The sequence below is a fragment of the Xanthomonas sp. 4461 genome (assembly GCF_024806475.1).
GTDB lineage: Bacteria > Pseudomonadota > Gammaproteobacteria > Xanthomonadales > Xanthomonadaceae > Xanthomonas > Xanthomonas arboricola_F.
Genome location: NZ_JANTYV010000006.1, coordinates 255280 through 277150, shown reverse-complemented (window position 1 = coordinate 277150; position 21871 = coordinate 255280). Strand labels below are relative to the sequence as shown.

The window sequence follows — 21871 nt, the reverse complement described above, 5'->3', positions numbered from 1 at the left end:
CTCAACGTCCACCATCTTCGTGGACGGACTCGCCGGCCGGGTGATAGGGCAGGCGCAACGTCACGCGCGTGCCTGCTCCGGGTGCAGAGTCTATCGCGAGCACGCCGCCGACGGTTTGCGCGCGCTCACGCATCACGATCAGTCCAAGCCCGCGCGGGCCTTCCGGCTCGAAGCCATCGCCGTCGTCGCTGACTTCCAGGCGGAAACTCTCGCTGTCGATCGATTGCAGGCTCATGCGCACCTCGCCCGCGCATGCGTGCCGCAAGGCGTTGGTCAGGCTTTCCTGCGCAATCCGGAAGCAGGCCTGCTCGATCTCGTTGCCCGGGCGGACGTCGAGCGCCTGGATGTCCAGTTCCAGGCGCACGTGCGAGGCGCGGAACAGCATCGACGCCTGCCAGCGCAACGCCGCTTCCAGCCCCAGCGCGTCCAGTTGCGGCGGACGCAGCAGCATCGACAGGTTGCGCAGCTTGGTCACGGTGCTATCGGCCAGCGACACCACTTCCAGCAGGTCTTCGCGGCGCGCGTCGGGATCCGGTTCGTCCAGCGCGGCGTGCGCGGACAGCTTCATCGCCGTGATCGCCTGGCCGATATCGTCGTGCAGATCGCGCGAGATCGCGCGGCGTTCGTCTTCCTGCAGCGAGAACAGGCGCTTGGCCATGGCCTGCAGCTCCGCATTGCTCTCGGCCAGCGCGTCGCGTATGCGCTCGGGCTCGCTCAGGTCGCGCACCACCAGCAGCTTGCAGCTGCGCCCGCCATAGCGGATATCGCCGGCCGACAAGCCCGCATAGAACGTGCTGCCATCGCGACGGCGCATCGCCCGCGCACTGGACACCGGCTCATTGCGATCGCTGCCGGCGCGCAGATACTCGCGCACCACCGACAGGTCGGAATCGCCGACCAGCGTCTGCAGCGGCTCGCCCAGGATGGTTTCGCCCTGGAAGCCGAACTGGATCGAGCCGGCGGCATTGGCGTACATCACGTGCTCGTCGGCGAGGATCAGCACGCCGTCCGGCAGCACCCGCACCAACTCGCGGAACTGTTCTTCGCGTTCGCGCAGCAGACGCCGCGACTGTTCGCGTTCGCTGACATCCTGCAAGGTGCCGTGCACATGTCGCGCGCCGCTGGGCAGGGTCACGCTCTCCGCGCGCAGATGCACGGTGCGCGGTTGCGAATCGCCGCCGGTGAGCGGCAGCAGCACATCGATCTGTACTTCGCCGCCGGTGCACATGTCTTCGATCATGCGTTCGATGCGCGTCTGGGTAGCGGTGTCGGACGCGGTCAGCAGCTCTTCCAGCCGATGTTCGCGGCGATGCATCGGCACGCTGCGCCCCAGGATGCGGTAGACCGCCGACGAATAACGGCCGAGGCCGGTGGTGCGATCAAGCTGCCATGAGCCCAACCGCGCGATGCCTTGCGCTTCTTCCAGCCGCTCCAGCGCTTCGTCGCGCAGATGCTGCGCCTGTCGCTCTTCGCTGCGGTCCACCGTCACCACCAGGCGGGCAGGGCCGCTGGCCAGATGCAGCTGATTGCTGCGCACCTCGACATGCCGCAGCCCGCCGCGGGTCAGCAGATCTTCGTTCAACACGCAGGTGGCATCGCCCTTGCCGCGGATCTGCGCAATGATGTCTTCCAGCCGCGCACCATCGGCGTTGGGCCAGATCGCCTGCAGCGTCTGCTGCAGGAATTCGTCGCGCTCCCAGCCGAAGAATTCCAGCGCCGCCGGATTGGCGTCGAGGATGCGCAGGGTGGCCAGGTCGTAGATGAAGGCCGGGCTGGGCAGGGCCAGGAACTTGGCCTGCAGCAGGGCCTCGGACTGCGCCAATTGCGCATGCTCTTCCACGATCAAGGTCATGAAGCGCCGCAGCACCAGGTGGATCACGATGCTCGACACCAGCAGGAAGCTGGCGTCGGACCAGCGCTCCGGTACCGCCGCACCAGCCAGGTTCAGCAATCGGTTGCCCAGCAGCAGCCACACCACGCCGATCAACAGGTACAGCCCGGTCAGCGTCCACAGGCCTTGCTGCAGGCGTTCGGCCAGGCGAAGTCGGGAAACCGGAGGCGACGAGAACGCGGGCGCTGCGACAGGTTGGTGCATGGGTCCGCGGACGACCTCTGGAGCTGGCGATGCGGACATATTAGCCGTAACTGATCCCGGTTCGGTCGCGCCCCAAACACCCGCCTCAACTAATCCGCCGGGCGGCCGTTATCCATTGCGACCCCGAGGCAGGGGACGATCCTTCGGAGTGTTCCAGAGTGGACTCAGGCGTCATTGCAAGCATGCTGCAGCACCCGCTGACCTCAGCGGTGGTGTTGTTGGATGCGCATGGCCAGCCCCTGGCGGCCAATCGCGTTGCGCAGTCCCTGGGACTGCCGGCAACCCTTGGTGCGTATGCCGAAGTGCTGGAGAGCAGCCGCGTCCAGGTGGCCGAAAACGGCGGCATGGCGGCCTGCGTATTGCCTGGAGCCGGGGGCGGACGGCTGGAAGGCTGGCTGCGTGCGGTCTGCGACGAACATGGCCAGATCATGGCCTTCACCCTGAGCATTCCCGAGCCGGTGGGCGCCGATGGCACCAGCCGCTGGGAAATGGGCCTGGACAGCGCCGACCACGGGTTGTGGGACTGGGATATCCCGGCCGACGTGGTGTACCGCTCCGAACGTTGGACCCGCATGCTCGGTTATTCCGAGCAGCCCCTGCCGAACAATCTCACCGCGTTGTCCGGGCTGATTCATCCCGACGACCACGCGCAGGTCAGCGCCGCGGTCCAGGCGCATCTGGATGGGCGTACCGATACCTACGTTGCCGAGTTCCGGCTGCGCCAGCACGACGGCCAATGGCGCTGGATCCTCGATCGCGGCCGCGTGGTCTCGCGCACCGCCGATGGCCGCCCGCTGCGCATGGTCGGCACCCATACCGACGTGCATCACCACAAATTACTCGAGCAGCAGCTGCGCGAGCAGCAGGCCCAGCTCGAAGAGGCCCAGCGCATCGCCAGCATGGGTAGCTGGAGCTGGGATTCGCTGAAGGACAACCTGTGGATCTCGCAGGATTTCCTGCAGCAGCTCGGCATGACCCAACTGCGTTTGAGTGGGATTCGCGATCTGCTGCGCCTGCTCGCCCGGCCCTCGGTCGCGCAACTGCGCGGTGCCTGGCGCAAGATCAAGCACGAAGGCCTGCCGGTGCATTTCGAGCTGGAGGTCAATGGCCTGCTCGGCGTCAATCCGCATCATCTGCGGGTCTGGGCGCAGCCGGTGTTCGATGGCGACGGCAGCATGGTGCGTGTGCTGGGCCAGTTGCAGAACGTCACCGAGCAGCGGCAGACCGATGCGCTGATCCGCTGGCGCACCGAGTTGCTCAATCGCGTGTCCGCGTTGGGCAAGATCGGCGGCTGCGAAATCGAGGTCGACACCCGCCGCATGCAGTGGACCGAGGAGTGCTACCGCATCCACGGCCTGCGCAAGGAAAACATCACCCTGGAGCAGGCGCTTGCGCTGTACACCCAGGATTCGCGCGACGCTTTCGAAGCGGCGCTGCTGCGCATCTCCGATGGCGGCCTGCCCGAGCAGCTGGAGCTGTGTTTCTACCGCAACTCCGGTCAACGCATCTGGGTGCAGGTGCTGATCGAACTGGACCGTCGTGAAGGCCTGCCGCCCCGATTCGTCGCGTTGTTCCGCGATGTCACCCGCGAGCGCGAAGCCAACGAACGCATCGAGCTGCTGGCGCACTACGACCGCCTGACCGGACTGCCGAACCGCTTCTTGCTGCGCGAGCAGGCAGAAAACGCCATTCGCGAGGCGCACGAGCGCGGCCAGGTGCTGGCCATGCTGCTGATCGATCTGGACGGTTTCAAGAGCATCAACGACTCGTTCGGCCATGCCACCGGCGACAATCTGCTCAAGCTCGCGTCGGCGCGCCTGCATCAGCATCTGCGCAACAGCGATCTGTTCGGCCGTTTCAGCGACGACGAATTCATCGTACTGCTGCGAGATCTCTCCGAGCCGGAGGACGCCGGCCACGTCGCGCGCAAGTTGATCAGCGCGCTGGGCGAGCCGCTCCGCAAGGACCACGTCACCCTCAAGCTCGGTGCCAGCATCGGCATTGCGCTGCAGGGAGAAGGCCTGTCGGATTTCGACAGCCTGCTGCGCGCCGCCGATGCGGCGATGTATGCGGCCAAGGAATCCGGTCGCAACACCTTCCATTACTACAGCCAGGACGTGCTGCTGCGTGCGCAGCGCCGGCTGGAGCTCGAGCATGCGCTGCAGGGCGCGCTCGAGCGCGAAGAGTTCACGCTGGTCTACCAGCCGCTGGTCAATACCGTGGGCGATGCGTCGCCGGCGATCGAAGCGCTGATGCGCTGGAATCGTCCTGGCCATGGTCCCTGCAGTCCGGTCGAATTCATCCCGATCGCCGAAGAGTGCGGCGAGATCGTGCGTCTGGGCGAGTGGGTGATCGGCGAAGCCTGCCGCCAGGCGGTGGCCTGGGACCGCGCCGGCCTCAATTTCAGCCGCATCGCCGTCAACGTCTCGGCCGTGCAGTTGCGCGAACGCGGCTTTGCCGAGCGCGTGCTGGAAATCTGCCGCGACAACAGCTGGCCGCCATCGCGGCTGGAGCTGGAATTGACCGAATCCGCGCTGATTCGCGATTCGGATTCGCTGCGCCGTTGCTTCGAATTGTTCGAGCAGAATGGCGTGCTGCTGGCGGTGGACGACTTCGGTACCGGCTTTTCGAACCTGCATTACCTCAACCGCTTCCCGGTGCAGCGCCTGAAGATCGACCGCAGCTTCGTGCAAGGCATGCTCGACGATGCCAACACCGCCGAGGTCACCCAGGCCATCGTGCATCTGGGCCATGCGTTGGGCATGCAGGTCGTCGCCGAAGGCGTGGAGACCGTGCAGGAAGATGCCTTGCTACGCCAGCAGGGCTGCGACGAGATCCAGGGCTACTTCTACTCGCGCCCGTTGTCGCCACGCGACATGGCGCAGTGGCTGCGCGAGGCTGAAGCCGGCATGCGGCTGGGCGCGCGGCTGGTGATTGCCAGCTAAGCCGCTGGCGATGCTGGCACCGCATACGTGGCGCCGCGCACTATCACCCAGTTATCCGATTGGCTCCGTGCCGCTGCGCTGCGGTACGGCGACAGGTGACAGGTTTGCTGCCTGCCTGTTGCCGGCGATCTGGCGCAGAACCCGACCTGATGTGCAGCACGTGCGGCGCAAGCGGCGCGGATCGCGCTTGCTCGTCACAGGCGACACTGGCATCGCGTAGACACCTCGATGTTGTCGTTGCTGGACAGGGACACAACCCGGTCCAGACGCATCGGCTGATGGGTCAGTGCAAGATGTTATGGATCTCCCCGGAAGCGGTTGGAACATCCTCCGAACGGATCCAGCATGGCTCGATAGCGCCACGAAGAACGAGGGCTGTTGTTCAGTGCATGCATGACTGCCAGCGTACCCGTGTCACGCGATACGCATCGACCGATGCAGCGTGATCGACCGGCGTCGTGCCGGGCTTATTCCGGTTCGAACGACAGCTCGCGCCTCCAGAGCAGCGGTGTGCGCTCTCGCCGTTCATCAGGGAAGAAAAGGGACAGATAGCCGGCTGCGCTCGCACGGCTGCGAAGTTTCAAGCCAACGCCTTCTGCTGTCACCACGGTCACCGCGGTCACCGTGCCTTGTGGATTGACCTGCATTTCCCAGACAAGGCGGCCATGCCACTCGGCCGGCGGGATCGCTGTGTCATAGTTCGGGCGGCCAACGACATACGGTGTTCCCGGATCGTTCGACAGTGGCGAGTCTGCCAGCCTGGCATGGACCTGCAACGTCTCTTCCCCGGTGCGCCCATCTCCTGTGCTTGCGCGAAACGTCCACAGGCCAGGCTTGCCTCCCTGGCCCAGATCGGCACCGTAGCAGCGCTTGACGCCCCGGTAGTCGGGGTAATGGTGGCTCGACACTTCCTGCCCGGAGGCATCGAACGCCTTTACTACCAACCCACCTACATCGGTGCCGGCGAGATTGGTCGCGACACACACCTGGTGAGTGTGCTGACCATCGGTCAAAAACTGGATGGTTTGCTGGCGGGCAATCGAATGAGGTGGCCGGGCATCCCAGAGGAATTCAAGATACACCTTGTCATCTGCCGCATTGGCCGAGTGAGAAAGTACTGCCGCGAACAACGCCAGGCGACCGGCTTTCATGGCATCCAGTGCTCAATCCGAAGAAGACAGCATGCTGATCGCCCGGCTTGGTGACGGGCTCGGGAAGTGAGATGGATGGTAGAGGCCTTGGCCAGGCCTGACAAACCACAGCCGGTGTGAGCGAGTCTCGGCCGGGCAGGGGCAAGGAGCGCGTACGCACGGCATCAGCGATGCCGGGAGGAGCGAAGGAAGCGGACGGCTCAGGCACCTGAGATCGGGCAGTCCAACAACACGGCGGGGCGCCTGCCGAGGCACGCCCCGCCGTTGACGGGGTCAGCGGGCCGACGCACCGACGGCGGCGCCGTCCAGGCCGAGGTCCCAGGCCACGGTCGCAAACAGCAGGTCGTCTTCGCTGCAATCGCGGCGCGGGTTGATCAGCGCCTTGACTTCCTCGCGTGCGGCTAGTTCCAGCCGTTCCAGTGCGGCCGGCAACCGTACCCGCCGCAGCACCGGTCTGGCCGCTTCGCTCTGTGCGATGCGCTGGGCATGGGCGGTGGCCAAGGCTGCTGCCTGCAGTGCGGCAGTGGGGTCGGCATCGGTGGTGGGGGCAAGAAGCGTCATAAGCGGAACACCGGGTCGTTACGGAACGACAAATCCCCGGAAGGCCGGGGAATGTCGGGATCAGAAGCCGCGGGGAGACATCGGTCTTAGAACAACTCGACCGTGCCGGCACCCATGCCCTGCTGTGCGACCGGCTTGTGTGGCGGGCGTTCCCACTCCACACGCATGTCGCGCAGACGGCTGGACACCTTGGCCAGCGACGCAACCAGGTCGCTGTCGTAGACGCCTCCATTGCGATGCAGCAGTTCCTGCAGTGCCACCGCCTCGCGGTTGATGGCGGTGAGGCGATCGAGGTGGGTGTGGATCCCGCTCAAGGTCTGCGTGGCAATGTCTTCGAACTGCAGTGCGCGGACCGCTTCGGCCACGCTGCCGTCGATGGACCGAGCGCACTCGGAGATTTCGCGCATGCCATCGCCCAACGAGGCGTTGATCTGGGCGACGTTCTCCAGCATGGCGGCCGATTCATGGCGCGCCTCGCGGGAGCGGTCCATGTGACGCGAGGCCAGCTGCGAGACCGTTTCACGCACCTTGGCGATCGATTCCTTGGAGCTGTGGGCCAGCTTGCGGATCTGTTCGTTGAAGGTGGTGGAACGTTCGGACAGGTTGCGCACCTCGTCGGCCACCACCGCGAAGCCGCGACCGGCTTCGCCGGCACGTGCTGCTTCGATGGCGGCGTTCAACGCCAGCAGGTTGGTCTGGTCGGCGATCGACTTGACGTCTTCCAGCAACGCGAAGATGCCATCCAGGTGCTGGGCCATTTCATCGATGTGATGGACGGTGTTGGTGCTCTGGCCGCTCACCTGTTCCAGCGCTTCCACCAATTGCTCCATGCGGGAGCTGGCGTGCTGGGCGAAGCGGGCGACGTCGACGCCGGCGCTGCCATCGTCGCCTGCGCGGTCGACGATGCGGGCCAGTGCCTGGCTCTGCTGGCGCGACTTGCGGTTCATCGCTTCGAAGCTGCCACCAAGACCGGACACGGCCTGGCGGATCAGTTCGCGGGCACGCTCGACTTCCGAGCGCGAACCGTCGACTTCGTTGCTGACGAACGTACGCAGTTCGTTGAGCAGCTGGTCCTGCTCGCGCAGGATGCGGGTCTGGTCCGGGTTGCGCCGGAACTGGGAATACGTCACCCAGGCAGCGAAAACCAACCAACTAAGGGTCATGGTCGCCAGGATTGCCCAGCGCACCGAGGCGGGCCAGTCGAATCCGACAGCGAAGGGAAACAGCAAGGTCAGAGCCAAAGGAGCGGCTAGACGGATGAGTGGACGTGAATACATGGGCGTTCTCGGCAGAGTCACGGTTGCTGTATCGGCACTACCCCCGTGGTCTTTAGCGACGATCGCCATATCGTCCTGCCCATGCGCTTGCGATCGGCGAGCGCTACCGCCTGTTGCGGGCGCCTGAAACCGCCTGGTTTGCCGCTCAGCGCAGCGCGCGGTCCACCGCTTCGCTCATCGCGCGTTTGGCAAACAGGAAATCCCACAGGCTGCCCCCCATCTGCCGCCACAGCACCGCCGAGCGCACTGCTGCCAGCAACAATGCACGGATTTCAGCGACCACCCCTGCCTGGCCGAGGTAATGCGGGTTGCCCTGCACCATGACCTTGGGGCGCAGATGGCTGATGGTCTGGGCGTACAGCCCGCCCAACGCACTGAGCACATCCGGATGAGCGCTATCGTTCAGGTTCTGCGCCTGGCGGGCGGCGGACGCGATGCCGCCGGACACCGTGGAGACGGTCGTGGTGTCGCGTACGAAACGGCGCTCCAGTTGCAGGACTGCCAGCGCCAGGCGCGGCAGCACATCGTCCTGCGCCTGGTTGCGGAAGTAGTTGTGCAACAGGCGCAGACCGGGCGCTACCGCCGCTGCCGAGCCGTACACGGCCTCCGGCGAGGCCGCATCCACCCGGAACACGCTGTCCATGGCGGTGCGCACCGTCGCCGCTTCCGAATGGCCGGTCTCGGCAATCCGCCGCACCTGCTGCAAGGCCTGTGCGACGCCGGCAAGCGCCAGCACACGGTGATCCATGGAAGAACTCATCAAGCCACACCCTCAAGAGGAAAAGAAGATCCCGCCAGCTGGCGCTCCAGCGGCGCATCGGTGGCGGCAATGACCGCACCGCCCAGGCATTCCTCGCCGTCGTACAACACCAGCGATTGCCCGGGCGTCACCGCCCGCTGCGGCCGCTCGAAGCGTACCTGCACGCTGCCGTCGTCCTGCACATCCACCGTGCACGGCTCGTCCGGCTGCCGATAGCGGGTCTGCGCAGTGCAGCTGAAGCGGCGCGCAGGCGGTGCGCCCGTCACCCAGTGGGCCTGCTCGGATTGCAGCCAGCGCGATTGCAGCAAAGGGCTGTCGCGGTCCTGGTCCACGTACAGCACGTTGCTGGCCACATCCTTGCCGACCACGTACCAGGGCGCTGCCGCCCGGCCACGCACGCCGCCGATGTTCAGGCCTTCGCGCTGACCCAGGGTGAAATAGAACACCCCCGGATGGTCGGCGATGCGTTGCCCCTGCGGATCGCGGATCTCGCCGCTGCGGGCGGGCAGGTAGCGCCCCAGAAATTCGCGGAAGTCGCGCTCGCCGATAAAGCAGATCCCGGTGGAATCCTTCTTGGCGTGGGTTGGCAGGCCAGCGTCCTGGGCGATGCGGCGCAACGTGCTCTTTTCCAGATCACCGATCGGGAACAAGGTGGCAGCCAGCTGGGTCTGCCCCAGTTGATGCAGGAAATAGCTCTGGTCCTTACCGCGGTCGGCGCCGCGCAGCAGGCGCCAGCGCCCGCCGCTGTGCGCCACCCGCGCGTAGTGGCCGGTGGCGATGCGCTCTGCGCCCAGCGCCTGGGCCGCATCCAGAAAATGCTTGAACTTGACCTCGCGGTTGCACAGCACGTCTGGGTTGGGCGTGCGCCCGGCCGCGTATTCGGCCAGGAAGTGCTCGAACACGCCGCTCCAGTATTCGCCGGAAAAATCGCGAAAGTGGAACGGGATACCCAGCACCCCGCAGACCGCCACCGCATCGCGCCGGTCGTCTTCGGCGCGGCAATCGCCACTGCCGTCGTCGGCCCAGTTCTGCATGAACAACCCGGCGATCGGCTCGCCTTGCTGCGCCAGTTTCCACGCTGCCACCGACGAATCCACGCCGCCCGAGACGCCCACCACGATGCGCGGCGTACTCATGCGACGTGCTGCACCAAGGCCAGCGGGTGACGCTGCCCGGCCAGGAAGTCGGCCACCACTTCCCACACCAATGGACTGCGCAGCCGATCGGTCGCCTCGCGCAACTCATCCGGGGTCATCCACAGCGCACGCACCACGCCGGTATCCAGGCTGCGCTCCGGGTGATGGGTCACCGCCTCGCCGACGAACGCGAAGCGCAGGAAGCACTGGCCACTTGGCGCCACCCACTGGTAGGTGCCGATGAAGTGGGTCAGCCGCACGTCCCAGCCGGTCTCTTCCAGGGTCTCGCGCACCGCCGCGTCCAGCAGGCTTTCGTTCGGCTCCAGGTGGCCTGCAGGCTGGTTCAGCAACAGCCTGCCTGCGATGGTCTCTTCAACCTGCAGCAAGCGCCCATCGCGCACCACCACGGTGGCCACGGTGACATCCGGGTGCCAGCGCTGTTCGGAAGTGCTCATCGGTCGTGCTCCTGGGCGGGCGCGGGGCCGGCCATTGCGCCGGTCACCGCATCGGTGCCGAGGCGACCCGCACGGCCGCGTGGTGCGGGCAGGGGCGCGCAGGCATGCCGGGATGCTGCGGAAGACGGCGCCAGTCGCAGCGCGGTCGGGGTATCGGTCATCAAGGGCCAGCCGGGGATATCGGAGACAAATTGTGCGGGCCGCGGCGCAAATCGTCCAATGCGTGCGGCGATGAACCGTATAATGGCCGGATGCCTCGGAAGACCTCTCACGAACACGATCATGGCCTCACGGTCGAAGCCAGCAAGCCTGAAGTGGCGCCACCGCCGCGTTACCAGGTGCTGCTGCTGAACGACGACTACACCCCGATGGACTTCGTGGTGACCGTGCTGCAGCAGTTTTTCAACCTCGATCTGGAGCGGGCCACCCAGGTCATGCTGCATGTCCATACCCGCGGCCGCGGGGTCTGCGGGGTCTACAGCCGCGAAGTGGCCGAGTCCAAGGTGGCGCAGGTCAACGAATTTTCGCGCATGAACCAGCACCCGCTGCTGTGCACGATGGAACAGGCCTGAGCGAGCCTGGAGGTCGTTCCAGCAGCGCAACAGTGTGGCTGCGATCACGTGCTAACGCCGTCTGAACATGCCTATCCGATAGGGTTGTGGAAAATCCCGACAAAAGCCGCATATTGTTGGCAACAGCCGTTCGGAGTTACCAATGTTCAGCAAAGACCTAGAGCAAACAATCGGCCAGTGCTACAAGCGAGCACGCGAAGCGCGTCATGAGTTCATGACCGTCGAGCACCTGCTGCTCTCGCTGCTGGACAACCCTTCTGCGCAAGCTGTGCTCAAGGCCTGCGGGGCGGACCAGTTACGGCTGCACAACGACCTGGAACAGGCGATCGAGGCCTCGGTCTCACGCCTGGCCGAGGACGATGGCCGCGACACCCAGCCCACCCTGGGGTTCCAGCGTGTGCTGCAGCGTGCGGTCTACCACGTGCAGTCCTCGGGCAAGAAGGAAGTCACCGGTGCCAACGTGCTGGTCGCGATCTTTGGCGAAAAAGACTCGCACGCGGTGTATTTCCTGAATCAGCAGGACATCACCCGCCTGGACATCGTCAATTACCTGTCCCACGGCATCGCCAAGCTGGGCGAAGACGGTGAGCAGCCGTCCGCCTCCGACGGCGAGCCCAAGAGCGAGGGCGGGGAGGGCGAGGCCAAAGGCGACGCGCTGGCCGAGTACGCCACCAACCTCAACGAGCAGGCGCGCAACGGCAAGATCGACCCGCTGGTCGGCCGCGCCGATGAGATCGAGCGGACCATCCAGGTCCTGTGCCGTCGCCGCAAGAACAACCCGCTGTACGTGGGCGAGGCCGGCGTGGGCAAGACCGCGATCGCCGAGGGCCTCGCCAAGCGCATCGTCGACAACGACGTGCCGGAAGTGCTCGCCGATGCGGTGATCTTCTCGCTGGACCTGGGCGCGCTGGTCGCCGGCACCAAGTACCGCGGCGACTTCGAAAAGCGCCTCAAGGGCGTGCTGACTGCGTTGAAGAAGGTGCCCAACGCGGTGCTGTTCATCGATGAGATCCACACCATCATCGGCGCCGGCTCGGCCTCGGGCGGCACCATGGACGCTTCCAACCTGATCAAGCCGGCACTGGCATCCGGCGAGCTGCGCTGCATCGGCTCGACCACGTTCCAGGAATACCGCGGCATCTTCGAAAAAGACCGTGCATTGGCGCGTCGCTTCCAGAAGATCGACATCGTCGAGCCGACCGTCGGCGAAACCTTCGAGATCCTGCAGGGCCTCAAGCCCAAGTACGAAGCGCACCATGGCGTGACCTATGCCGACGACGCGTTGCAGGCGGCGGTGGACCTGTCGGTCAAGCATATCGGCGACCGCCTGTTGCCGGACAAGGCCATCGATGTGATGGACGAGGCCGGCGCGCGTCAGCGTCTGCTGCCCGATGGCGTGCGCAAGGAGCTGATCGACATCGAGGAGATCGAAACCATCGTGGCCAAGATGGCGCGCATTCCGGCCAAGCAGGTCAGTGCGACCGACAAGGACGTGCTGCAGCATCTGGAGCGCAACCTCAAGATGGTGATCTTCGGCCAGAACCCGGCCATCGAAACCCTGGCCGGTTCGATCAAGCTGGCGCGTTCTGGCCTGGCCAATCCGGAAAAGCCGATCGGCAACTTCCTGTTTGCCGGTCCCACCGGTGTCGGCAAGACCGAGGTGACCAAGCAGCTCGCGCTGCAGTTGGGCATCGAGCTGGTGCGTTTCGACATGTCCGAGTACATGGAAGCGCATTCGATCAGTCGCCTGATCGGCGCGCCTCCGGGCTACGTCGGCTTCGACCAGGGCGGCTTGCTGACCGAGAAGATCGTCAAGACGCCACACTGCGTGCTGCTGCTGGACGAGGTTGAAAAGGCGCACCCGGACATCTTCAACATCCTGTTGCAGGTCATGGACCGCGGCATCCTCACCGACACCAACGGGCGCGAAGCCAACTTCAAGAACGTGATCCTGGTGATGACCACCAACGCCGGTGCCACGCAGGCGTCGCGGCGGTCGATCGGCTTTACCAAGCAGGATCATTCCACCGACGCGATGGAGTCGATCCGCCGCGGCTTCACGCCGGAGTTCCGCAACCGTCTGGACGCGATCGTGCAGTTCCAGCCGTTGGGCTTCGACCACATCCTGCGCGTGGTGGACAAGTTCATCATCGAGCTGGAAATGCTGCTGCAGGAAAAGCACGTCTCGCTGTCGGCGACCCCGACCGCGCGCGATTGGCTGGCCCAGCACGGCTTCGACCCGTTGATGGGCGCACGCCCGATGTCGCGGGTGATCCAGGAGAGGATAAAGCGTCCGCTGGCCGACGAGCTGCTGTTCGGCAAACTGGTGGAAGGCGGCCGGGTCAACATCGACGTCAAGGACGGCGAGCTGGTGGTGGAGGCGCATCCGGAACCGGAGCGCTTGTTGCCGGCAACTGTCGACTGATCGCCGTAGCAGGTCGATGAGTTCCAGAAAAGCCGCTCGGATGAGCGGCTTTTTTATGCCCGGACGGTGCGATGTCGTGCCAACGGCGAGTGACCGCCTGATTGCCCGAACTCGCTCAGTGCAACACCCGGGCTCTGCAACCAGATCTGGCGGCGCAGGATAGCCGGGGCGCGGGACAAGCAAGGCGCTGCCGTCTGCTCAAGTGATGCGTTTGAAGGGCGATGCCCGAGCGCGCGGTTTGAGGTCGGCTCGCGATCGGACATCCGTCAGCACTCACCGATCGCATTCGACCAAGGAGTATGCAGCGCACTTGCCCACGCTTGGCTAAGACACACGCCCCTCACCAAATCGCGGGCACGACAAAAAGCGGCCAATGGCCGCCTTGCGTCTCACACCAGAACCGCTTACTTCATGCGGTAGGTAATACGACCCTTGGTCAGGTCGTAGGGAGTCATCTCAACTTTGACCCGGTCGCCGGTCAGGATGCGGATGTAGTTCTTGCGCATACGGCCGGAGATATGGGCGATGATTTCATGCCCGTTTTCCAGCTTGACCCGGAACGTGGTGTTGGGAAGCGTCTCGCTGACGCTGCCTTCGAATTCAATGGAGTCGTCTTTCGACATGTAATCCTGTGCAATCAAAGCTGGCCCGGAAGGGCCGTAAGGGACGGCATTTTACGCCCCATCTCCCCGTGGTGCAAATTTTATGTTAAGCGGGCTTCACCCAGCGCCGTGACGGACCGTTCGCCGTAGCGTTCGGACCAGCTGCCGGCCGGTTCCGCCAGGCCAACCTGGCGCCGCACGTGCTGCAGAAACTCCGGGCGTGGCATGTGGTGCGCACCCAGGCTGAGCAGGTGCGGGTTTTCCACCTGCGCATCGATCAGCGGCCATCCGCGCGCATGCAGGTCGGCGGCCAGGGCGGCGAGTGCGACTTTCGAGCCGCCGCTTTCCGCGCTGAACATGCTTTCCCCGAAGAACATCCGGCCGACCGCCACGCCGTAGATGCCGCCGACCAGGCGCGTGCCATCGAACACTTCCAGTGAATGCGCGTGGCCGCGATGGTGCAGATCGACATATGCAGCCTGCATCTGCGCGGTAATCCAGGTGCCGTCCTGTCCGGGACGCGGACTGGACGCACAGGCGGCAATGACCTGTGCAAATGCGGTATCTGCACGCAGTGTCCAGCGGCAATTGCGCAACTGTCGCTTGAAGCGCGACGACAGGCGCACGCCATCGCTGCAAAAGACCATGCGCGGGTCCGGGCTCCACCACAGGATGGGTTGTCCGTCCGAAAACCAGGGGAAGATGCCGTGCGCATACGCGGTGAGCAGGCGCTGCGGCTGCAGGTCGCCGCCGATGGCGAGCAGGCCATCGGGCTCGCGCAAGGCCCGTTCGACCGGGGGGAACGGACTGGCAGGGTCAGGTGACAGCAGGTGGGGCAGGGCGCGCGACATGGGCTGAGTCTAGCGGTGCCGCGTGCGCGTGGCGCGCATCGGGTCAGTCCCGAAACGGGCTGTGGTCTGCCAATTCGATCGCATGCCTGGCCACGGCCTCGCGCTCGTCGGCGCACCACTGCGCCAGCGGTTCGCGGAAACCGGGGTCGGCGATCCAGTGGCGGCTGCGGACCAGTGTCGGCAGAAAGCCGCGTGCGATCTTGTGCTCGCCCTGCGCGCCGGGCTCGAAGCGGGCCAGGCCCTCGCGCAGGCAGTATTCGATGCCCTGGTAATAGCAGGTTTCGAAGTGCAGCCCGGGCAGGGCTGCGCCGCCCCAGTAACGGCCGTAGAGCGTGTCGCGGCCACGCAGGCACAGTGCGCCAGCAATCGCTTGCCCATCGAGGTCGGCCAGGAACATCACCAGCTGACGGGGCAGATGCTGCGCCAGGTGGCGCAGGAATTGCGGAGTCAGGGCTGGCGAATTGCCGTACTCGTTGAAGGTCTTGAGATAGAAGCCGTACATGGCGTCCAGGTCCGCCTCGCTGGCCTCATCGCCATGCACCACGCGCAGCTGCACGCCGGCGCGCTGCACCTTGCCGCGTTCCTGGCGGATGTTCTTGCGGCGCTTGTGGTCCATCGCCGCCAGAAAACTTTCGAAATCGCTCCAGCCGCTGGTGTTGTCCCAGTGGTATTGCAGGTCGTTGCGTTCCAGCCAATCGGCATCGAATGCGGCATCTTCATCGGCCAGATGAAAATTCACATGCGCCGAGGACAGGCTGCTGCGCTCCACCAGCTCGCGGATCGCGGCCAGCAGGTGTCCGCGCCATCTGGGCGCGCCGAGCAGTCGCGGGCCGGTCACCGGCGAGTAGGGCACGCCGCACAGCCACTTGGGGAAATACTCCTGCCCGTAACGCGCGTACGCGTGTGCCCAGGCGTGATCGAACACGAACTCGCCGTGCGAGTTGTTCTTCAGGTATCCCGGCGCGGCGGCGACCAGCGTGTCGCCCTCCCACAGGGTCAGATGCAGCGGGTTCCAGCCCCAGTCCGGGCGCAGGCAGCCCTCCTGCTCCAGGCCTTCCAGGAACGCGTAAGAAATGAATGGGTGCGCGCCGTCGTGCAGCGCGTCCCAGGCGCCGGCCTGAAGCTCGTCCAGCCGGCGGCACCAGCGGGCCGTCACGCTCATGCGCGCGGTCCGCTGGTGCTGCTGTCCGCGCGGCGCGGCCGGCGGTCAACGGCCATCTCAGGCGCTCTTGTCGAGGTAACGCTCGGCATCCAGCGCGGCCATGCAGCCGAAGCCGGCCGAGGTGATGGCCTGGCGGTAGTGCTGGTCGGCGACGTCGCCGGCCGCGAATACGCCGGCCACCGAGGTCTCGGTCGCTGCGCCGTTCAGGCCGGAGCGGATTTCCAGGTAGCCGTTGTTCATGGCCAGCTGGCCGTCGAACAGTTGCGTATTGGGGTGGTGGCCGATGGCGACGAAGAAGCCGTGCGCGTCGATGTCGCGGGTGCTGCCGTCGATGGTGGACTTGACCCGCACGCCGGTCACGCCGGCATCGTTGCCCAGCACTTCGTCGATGGCGTGGTGCCAGACGGTTTCGATCTTGCCGGCGGCGACCTTGGCGAACAGCTTGTCCTGCATGATCTTTTCCGCGCGCAGGGTGTCGCGGCGGTGCACCAGGTAGACCTTGCGGGCGATGTTGGAAAGGTACAGCGCTTCTTCGACCGCGGTGTTGCCGCCACCGACAACCACCACGTCCTGGTCCTTGTAGAAGAACCCGTCGCAGGTGGCGCAGGCAGACACGCCGCGGCCCTTGAAGGCTTCCTCGCTGGGGATGCCCAGATACTTGGCGGTGGCGCCAGTGGCGATGATCAGCGCGTCGCAGCTGTACTCGGCGCCATCGCCGGTCAGCCGGAACGGGCGCTGCGACAGATCGGCGGTATGGATGTGGTCGAAGATGACCTCGGTCTCGAAGCGCTCGGCGTGCGCCTGCATGCGATTCATCAGGTCCGGGCCCATCAGGCCGTGGGGATCGCCCGGCCAATTGTCCACCTCGGTGGTGGTCATCAGCTGGCCGCCCTGCTGCAGGCCGGTGATCACCACCGGCTTGAGGTTGGCGCGGGCGGCGTAGACCGCGGCGGTCCAGCCGGCCGGGCCGGAGCCGAGGATCAGCAGGCGGGAATGCTTGGCGGGACTGGCAGATGAGGCGCTCATGTATACTCGCGATCTAGGAATTGGTAGGGACGGCGCTCATTAGAGCGCCCCCGTGGCGGCATAGAGTGGCGGTCCCCACCCGGTGAATCAAGGCGGCGCGATGGAACTGCTTGAACCGCAGATGGCATGGTCCGCCCGCAACGCATGTTCGACGCCGCCTTGTGCGGCGTTTTTCGTTGGCCGCCGGGCATGCCGGCAACCGGCGCTCATTCAACTGCTGAAACCGTGGCCTCAGTCGTTTATTATCAACCACTAACAGCATTTTTCTAAGGTCTGGCTACAGGTGGCAAAGCAGGTTCCCGAACGCAGCAAGCCCGCAGAGGGCAAATCGTCGTCGCGCAAGACGGCGGTGGCGGACAATCCGCGTCGGCAAAAGCTCTGGCGCGACCTGGCATTGATCGCGGTGGCGCCGTTGCTGCTGTATCTGCTGGCCAGCCTGTTCACCTACTCGGCGACCGATCCTGGCTGGTCGCGCACCGGCAATCTGGTCGCGCCGATCCACAACATGGGCGGTAGATTCGGCGCGATGGCGGCGGATGTTTTGCTGCAGCTGTTCGGTTACGTAGCCTTCCTGCTGCCGGTGATCCTGGGCGCAGTGGCCTGGATCGCACTGATCGGCGAGCGCGAGGAGCAGAGCCAGAGCGATCTCGGGCCGGCGCTGCGGTTGGTCGGCATGGTGGGCTTTTTGATCTCTTCGACCGGCTTTTTGCACCTGCGCCTGTTCCAGGGCGAGGTGGCGGAGGCTGGTGGCATTCTCGGCAAGCTGGTCAGCGGCTCGCTCAGCTCGGGCTTTGGGGCGTTGGGCGCCAATCTGTTCGTGGTGGTGTTGTTGCTGGTTTCGATCACGCTGGCCACCGGGTTGTCGTGGTTTGCGGTGATGGAGCGCATCGGCAAGTGGGTGCTGGCGCTGGGCCCGTTGATGCAGCGCAAGACCCACCAGGCGACCGAGTGGCAGCAGACCCGCGTGATGCGCGAAGAGCGCGAGGAAGTGCGCAAGGTCGATGCGGTCAAGCAGGCCAAGCGTGAGCCGGTCAAGATCGAACCGCCGCCGGCACCGGTGGTGGAAAAGAGCGAGCGCGCCAAGCGCGATACGCAGATTCCGATGTTCCAGGGCGTGAGCACCGATGGTTCGGACCTGCCGCCGCTGGCCCTGCTGGACGACCCCAAGCCGCAGGCCAAGGGGTATTCGGAAGAGACGCTGGAGACGCTGTCGCGGCAGATCGAGTTCAAGCTCAAGGATTTCCGCATCGAGGCGCAGGTGGTCGGGGCCTATCCGGGCCCGGTGATCACCCGCTTCGAGATCGAGCCGGCGCCGGGCATCAAGGTCAGCCAGATCAGCTCGCTGGACAAGGACATTGCGCGCGGGCTGTCGGTCAAGTCAGTGCGCGTGGTCGACGTGATTCCGGGCAAGTCGGTGGTCGGCTTGGAAATCCCCAACGTCACCCGCGAGATGATCTTCCTGTCCGAGCTGCTGCGTTCCAAGGAATACGACAAGTCGGCCAGCCCGCTGACGCTGGCGTTGGGCAAGGATATCGCCGGACGTCCGACCGTGGCCGATCTGGCGCGCATGCCGCATCTGCTGGTGGCCGGTACCACCGGCTCGGGCAAGTCGGTGGCGGTCAATGCGATGGTGCTGAGCCTGCTGTTCAAGGCTTCGCACAAGGAACTGCGGATGCTGATGATCGACCCGAAGATGCTCGAACTGAGCGTCTACCAGGGCATCCCGCATCTGCTGGCGCCGGTGGTCACCGACATGAAGGAGGCCGCCAACGGCCTGCGCTGGTGCGTGGCCGAAATGGAGCGCCGCTACAAGCTGATGAGCGCGGTGGGGGTGCGCAATCTGGCCGGCTTCAACAAGAAGGTCAAGGATGCCATCGATGCCGGTCAGCCGATGATGGACCCGCTGTTCAAGCCGAACCCGGAACTGGGCGAGGCGCCGCGGCCGCTGGAGACGCTGCCGTTCATCGTGATCTTCATCGACGAATTCGCCGACATGATGATGATCGTCGGCAAGAAGGTCGAAGAGCTGATCGCGCGCCTTGCGCAGAAGGCGCGTGCGGCCGGCATTCACTTGATCCTGGCCACGCAGCGCCCGTCGGTGGACGTGATCACCGGCCTGATCAAGGCCAATATCCCGACCCGCGTGGCCTTCCAGGTCAGCTCCAAGATCGACTCGCGCACCATCCTGGACCAGTCCGGCGCCGAGGCCCTGCTGGGCAATGGCGACATGCTGTATCTGCCGCCGGGCACCGCGCTGCCGGACCGTGTGCACGGCGCCTTCGTCAGCGACGAGGAAGTGCACCGGGTGGTCGAGCATCTGAAGGCCAGCGGGCCGGTGTCGTACGTGGAAGGCGTCCTGGACGAAGTGCAGACCATGGGCGATGGCACCGTGGTGGGCGCAACCGGCTTGCCGGAGAGCAGTGGTGGCGGCGGGGATGAGTCCGACCCGCTGTACGACGAGGCGCTACGCATCGTCACCGAAACCCGGCGCGCATCGATTTCCGGTGTGCAGCGTCGCCTGAAGATCGGCTACAACCGCGCCGCGCGCCTGATCGAGGCAATGGAAGCGGCCGGGGTGGTCAGCCAGCCCGAGCACAACGGAGATCGCACCGTGTTGGCGCCGCCACCGCCGAAGTAAGCGTAGTGGTGACGTCGCTGCGCGGTGCGGCGCGCTGCGTTGGAACGCGGCGCATTGGGAACTCGGCGGGCAGGGGCTCCACTTGCGCAGGGCGCCCGCTTGATCGTGCTTGACCCGCCAGGCCTGCCGGTGCGGGACGCCGCATGCCGCATCTGCATTGTTCAAATCGCCGCAACCAGCGCTGCCGTACGCACCGATGCCGCATTGTTGGAAGCCGATACCTGTCATTGCCGGGCACACCGGCTACCCTAGCGGACAAGTGCCGCTCCGGCCCGTCGTGATCGAGACCCATGCTGCGTCGTCCCTTGTTGCTGCTCGTGCTGTTGATCTGCGCTCCGCTGCTTGCCCAGGCGCAGCAGCGCCCCGCGCCTGCCGCGGCGGCGCGCACCCAGGCCGATACCAACTACAGCTTCGTGCGCTATCGCGCCGACTACGAAGTGCGCGCCGATGCCAGCAGTGTGGAAACCGACGAATACGAGATCCTGCTCAAGACCAAGTCGGCAGTGGAGCAGTTCAGCCAGGTGCGGCTGAGCTACAGCGAAAAGATGGAGACGCTGGAGGTGCTGGAGGCGTATACCGTCACCGCCGAGGGGCTGCGTCAGGACGTGGCGGCCGACAAGATCTACACCCAGGAAAGCTATTCCAGCGCCTCGGCAGCGATGTATGCCGACCGCAAGGTCAAGGTCGTGGTGTTCCCGAACCTGGCGCCGGGTGCGCGCATCGTCTATCGGGTGCGACGTGCGCAGAACACGCCGTACTTCCCCGGTTACTTCAGCCTGTGGGAAACCTTCAGCGTCTTCGCGCAGTACGACGATGCGGTGGTGACATTGGTCGCGCCCAGGTCGCTGCCGATGCATCTGTCCGCGCGTGGTCTGCAGGGCAGCACCAAGCCGGTGGTGCGTGGCGATCAGGCGCGCTGGGAATGGCGCTACCAGCGCTCCACGCCGATGAAGAACCAGAACTGGAGTGCGGCGACCTGGGAGTTCAGCCCCACGCTGATGGCCAGCACCTTCGACAGCTGGTCGCAGATGGGCCTGGCCTATCACGTCAAGGGCGGACGCGCCGCCGCGGTGACGCCGGCGATCCAGTCGCTGGCCGACGAGGTGACCCGCGGTATCGATGAGCCGCGCGCGCAGGCCGCTGCGTTGTATGCGTGGGTGGCGCGCAATATCCGCTACGTGGCGGTGTACCTGGGCAACGGCGGTCTGGAGCCCAACAGTGCCGACAGCATCCTGGCCAACCACTACGGCGACTGCAAGGACCACACCGTGATCCTGGAAGCCTTGCTGGCGGCCAAGGGCATCGCCAGCACACCGGTGCTGATCGGCGCGGAAGGCGGTCCGACGCTGCCGGCAATCCCGGTGCTGGGGCGCTTCAATCACGCCATCACCTACATCCCGGCCTTCGATCTCTACGTCGATTCGACCAACCCGTACGCGCGCTTCGGCCAGCTGCCGGCCAGCGATCTCGGCGCGCCTGTCGTGCATACACGCGACGGTAAGGTCACCCAGACCCCGCCCAACGATCGCAAGGTCAACCGATACGTTGCCCGTACCGAATACCGCTTCACGCCGCAGGGCGGCTTGCAGGGCATGACGACCCTGGACAGCGGCCAGACCGGCGAAGTGGGGTTGCGCGCGATGTTCGTGCAACTCAATGCGCAGAACCGCAACCGCATCGAGGAATCGATCATTGCCCAGTCCGGCTTCGTTGGCACCGGGGATCTGCTGATTCAGGGCGATCCGCTGGATCTGGAGGCGCCGTTCAACTATCGCTACAGCTTCCTGGCCAACGATGCGGTGGATTTTTCGGTGGTCGGCGGTATGACCTTGCCGGACATGCCGGGTGCCGAGTCGACGCGCGGGATCTACACCACCACCTCGGCCGAAGACAACCTGACCCCGTTCTACTGCAACGACAGCGTGCGCGAGGAAACCTACGTGGTGACCTTCCCCGACACGGTGCCGATCATCGCCATCCCGCGCAGCAGCACCTTTCGCAATGCCGCCGGCGAGTACGCGGTGGACTGGTCGCGCCAGGGACAGACGGTCACTGCGGTCCATCGTCTGCAACGTGCGGCGGTGCACGGGCCGCAGGCCTTGTGCCAGCCACAGGATTACCGTGCGTTTCGCGAGTTGTATCAGCAGGTGCGACGCGGCTTCCGCGGGCAGATCGTCTACGGCGATCTGTCCAAGGTGCAGACCGCGCACTGAGC

16 protein-coding genes are annotated in these 21871 nt (G+C 65.4%); 5 read left to right on the top strand and 11 right to left on the bottom strand.

Going from position 1 to position 21871, the window contains the following annotated elements:
• Position 1 precedes the first annotated feature (1 nt).
• Positions 2 to 2134: a PAS domain S-box protein gene (locus FHY19_RS19835; RefSeq protein ID WP_259168025.1), complete on the bottom strand. Its 2133-nt coding sequence runs from the start codon at positions 2132 to 2134 to the stop codon at positions 2 to 4.
• Positions 2135 to 2253: 119 nt separating this feature from the next.
• Between FHY19_RS19835 and FHY19_RS19830 the strand changes: the two genes are divergently transcribed.
• Complete coding sequence (locus tag FHY19_RS19830) at positions 2254 to 5040, top strand: EAL domain-containing protein (protein ID WP_259168023.1); 2787 nt, start codon at positions 2254 to 2256, stop codon at positions 5038 to 5040.
• A 467-nt stretch (positions 5041 to 5507) separates the two neighbouring features.
• Here the strand turns inward: FHY19_RS19830 and FHY19_RS19825 are convergent, their stop codons facing one another.
• From FHY19_RS19825 to FHY19_RS19800, 6 genes are all read right to left on the bottom strand, one after another.
• Complete coding sequence (locus tag FHY19_RS19825; RefSeq protein ID WP_259168018.1) at positions 5508 to 6191, bottom strand: hypothetical protein; 684 nt, start codon at positions 6189 to 6191, stop codon at positions 5508 to 5510.
• A gap of 273 nt (positions 6192 to 6464) precedes the next feature.
• Positions 6465 to 6752 (bottom strand): hypothetical protein, encoded by a 288-nt coding sequence (locus tag FHY19_RS19820; RefSeq protein WP_259168017.1) that lies wholly within the window; start codon positions 6750 to 6752, stop codon positions 6465 to 6467.
• 86 nt (positions 6753 to 6838) lie between these two features.
• Positions 6839 to 8029: a methyl-accepting chemotaxis protein gene (locus FHY19_RS19815; RefSeq protein ID WP_046964050.1), complete on the bottom strand. Its 1191-nt coding sequence runs from the start codon at positions 8027 to 8029 to the stop codon at positions 6839 to 6841.
• A 145-nt stretch (positions 8030 to 8174) separates the two neighbouring features.
• Positions 8175 to 8789: a high frequency lysogenization protein HflD gene (hflD, locus tag FHY19_RS19810; RefSeq protein ID WP_259149907.1), complete on the bottom strand. Its 615-nt coding sequence runs from the start codon at positions 8787 to 8789 to the stop codon at positions 8175 to 8177.
• Positions 8789 to 9925: a tRNA 2-thiouridine(34) synthase MnmA gene (mnmA, locus tag FHY19_RS19805; protein WP_259149906.1), complete on the bottom strand. Its 1137-nt coding sequence runs from the start codon at positions 9923 to 9925 to the stop codon at positions 8789 to 8791. The genes hflD and mnmA overlap by 1 nt, the downstream gene beginning before the upstream one ends.
• Complete coding sequence (locus FHY19_RS19800; protein WP_259168015.1) at positions 9922 to 10380, bottom strand: NUDIX hydrolase; 459 nt, start codon at positions 10378 to 10380, stop codon at positions 9922 to 9924. Before FHY19_RS19800 ends, mnmA begins: the two co-directional genes overlap by 4 nt.
• A gap of 251 nt (positions 10381 to 10631) precedes the next feature.
• Here FHY19_RS19800 and clpS point away from each other — a divergent pair, with 251 nt between their 5' ends.
• Together clpS and clpA are read left to right on the top strand one after the other, a co-directional pair.
• Complete coding sequence (gene clpS, locus FHY19_RS19795) at positions 10632 to 10952, top strand: ATP-dependent Clp protease adapter ClpS (RefSeq protein WP_104582664.1); 321 nt, start codon at positions 10632 to 10634, stop codon at positions 10950 to 10952.
• 142 nt (positions 10953 to 11094) lie between these two features.
• Complete coding sequence (gene clpA / locus FHY19_RS19790; RefSeq protein ID WP_259168014.1) at positions 11095 to 13377, top strand: ATP-dependent Clp protease ATP-binding subunit ClpA; 2283 nt, start codon at positions 11095 to 11097, stop codon at positions 13375 to 13377.
• A gap of 404 nt (positions 13378 to 13781) precedes the next feature.
• Here the strand turns inward: clpA and infA are convergent, their stop codons facing one another.
• From infA to trxB, 4 genes are all read right to left on the bottom strand, one after another.
• Positions 13782 to 14000, bottom strand: a complete 219-nt coding sequence (gene infA / locus FHY19_RS19785; protein WP_002813418.1) for a translation initiation factor IF-1 — start codon at positions 13998 to 14000, stop codon at positions 13782 to 13784.
• An 80-nt stretch (positions 14001 to 14080) separates the two neighbouring features.
• Positions 14081 to 14830 (bottom strand): leucyl/phenylalanyl-tRNA--protein transferase, encoded by a 750-nt coding sequence (gene aat / locus FHY19_RS19780; RefSeq protein WP_259168012.1) that lies wholly within the window; start codon positions 14828 to 14830, stop codon positions 14081 to 14083.
• A 43-nt stretch (positions 14831 to 14873) separates the two neighbouring features.
• Positions 14874 to 15992, bottom strand: coding sequence for a GNAT family N-acetyltransferase (locus tag FHY19_RS19775; protein ID WP_259168008.1), 1119 nt, complete (start codon positions 15990 to 15992; stop codon positions 14874 to 14876).
• Between the two features lie 57 nt (positions 15993 to 16049).
• Positions 16050 to 17018, bottom strand: coding sequence for a thioredoxin-disulfide reductase (gene trxB, locus FHY19_RS19770; RefSeq protein WP_259168006.1), 969 nt, complete (start codon positions 17016 to 17018; stop codon positions 16050 to 16052).
• A gap of 283 nt (positions 17019 to 17301) precedes the next feature.
• Between trxB and FHY19_RS19765 the strand changes: the two genes are divergently transcribed.
• Positions 17302 to 19656 carry a DNA translocase FtsK gene (locus FHY19_RS19765; protein ID WP_046964042.1) on the top strand — a complete coding sequence of 785 codons (2355 nt, stop codon included), beginning with the start codon at positions 17302 to 17304 and terminating at the stop codon, positions 19654 to 19656.
• A 290-nt stretch (positions 19657 to 19946) separates the two neighbouring features.
• Positions 19947 to 21869 (top strand): DUF3857 and transglutaminase domain-containing protein, encoded by a 1923-nt coding sequence (locus FHY19_RS19760; protein ID WP_259168004.1) that lies wholly within the window; start codon positions 19947 to 19949, stop codon positions 21867 to 21869.
• Positions 21870 to 21871: the final 2 nt, after the last annotated feature.

Bases quoted from the DNA above. Each gene is read 5' to 3' on its own strand.
- FHY19_RS19835 (WP_259168025.1), bottom strand. From the start codon at position 2,134: ATGTCCGCATCGCCAGCTCCAGAGGTCGTCCGCGGACCCATGCACCAA.
- FHY19_RS19825 (WP_259168018.1), bottom strand. From the start codon at position 6,191: ATGAAAGCCGGTCGCCTGGCGTTGTTCGCGGCAGTACTTTCTCACTCG.
- FHY19_RS19820 (WP_259168017.1), bottom strand. From the start codon at position 6,752: ATGACGCTTCTTGCCCCCACCACCGATGCCGACCCCACTGCCGCACTG.
- FHY19_RS19815 (WP_046964050.1), bottom strand. From the start codon at position 8,029: ATGTATTCACGTCCACTCATCCGTCTAGCCGCTCCTTTGGCTCTGACC.
- hflD (WP_259149907.1), bottom strand. From the start codon at position 8,789: ATGAGTTCTTCCATGGATCACCGTGTGCTGGCGCTTGCCGGCGTCGCA.
- mnmA (WP_259149906.1), bottom strand. From the start codon at position 9,925: ATGAGTACGCCGCGCATCGTGGTGGGCGTCTCGGGCGGCGTGGATTCG.
- FHY19_RS19800 (WP_259168015.1), bottom strand. From the start codon at position 10,380: ATGAGCACTTCCGAACAGCGCTGGCACCCGGATGTCACCGTGGCCACC.
- clpS (WP_104582664.1), top strand. From the start codon at position 10,632: ATGCCTCGGAAGACCTCTCACGAACACGATCATGGCCTCACGGTCGAA.
- clpA (WP_259168014.1), top strand. From the start codon at position 11,095: ATGTTCAGCAAAGACCTAGAGCAAACAATCGGCCAGTGCTACAAGCGA.
- infA (WP_002813418.1), bottom strand. From the start codon at position 14,000: ATGTCGAAAGACGACTCCATTGAATTCGAAGGCAGCGTCAGCGAGACG.
- aat (WP_259168012.1), bottom strand. From the start codon at position 14,830: ATGTCGCGCGCCCTGCCCCACCTGCTGTCACCTGACCCTGCCAGTCCG.
- FHY19_RS19775 (WP_259168008.1), bottom strand. From the start codon at position 15,992: ATGAGCGTGACGGCCCGCTGGTGCCGCCGGCTGGACGAGCTTCAGGCC.
- trxB (WP_259168006.1), bottom strand. From the start codon at position 17,018: ATGAGCGCCTCATCTGCCAGTCCCGCCAAGCATTCCCGCCTGCTGATC.
- FHY19_RS19760 (WP_259168004.1), top strand. From the start codon at position 19,947: ATGCTGCGTCGTCCCTTGTTGCTGCTCGTGCTGTTGATCTGCGCTCCG.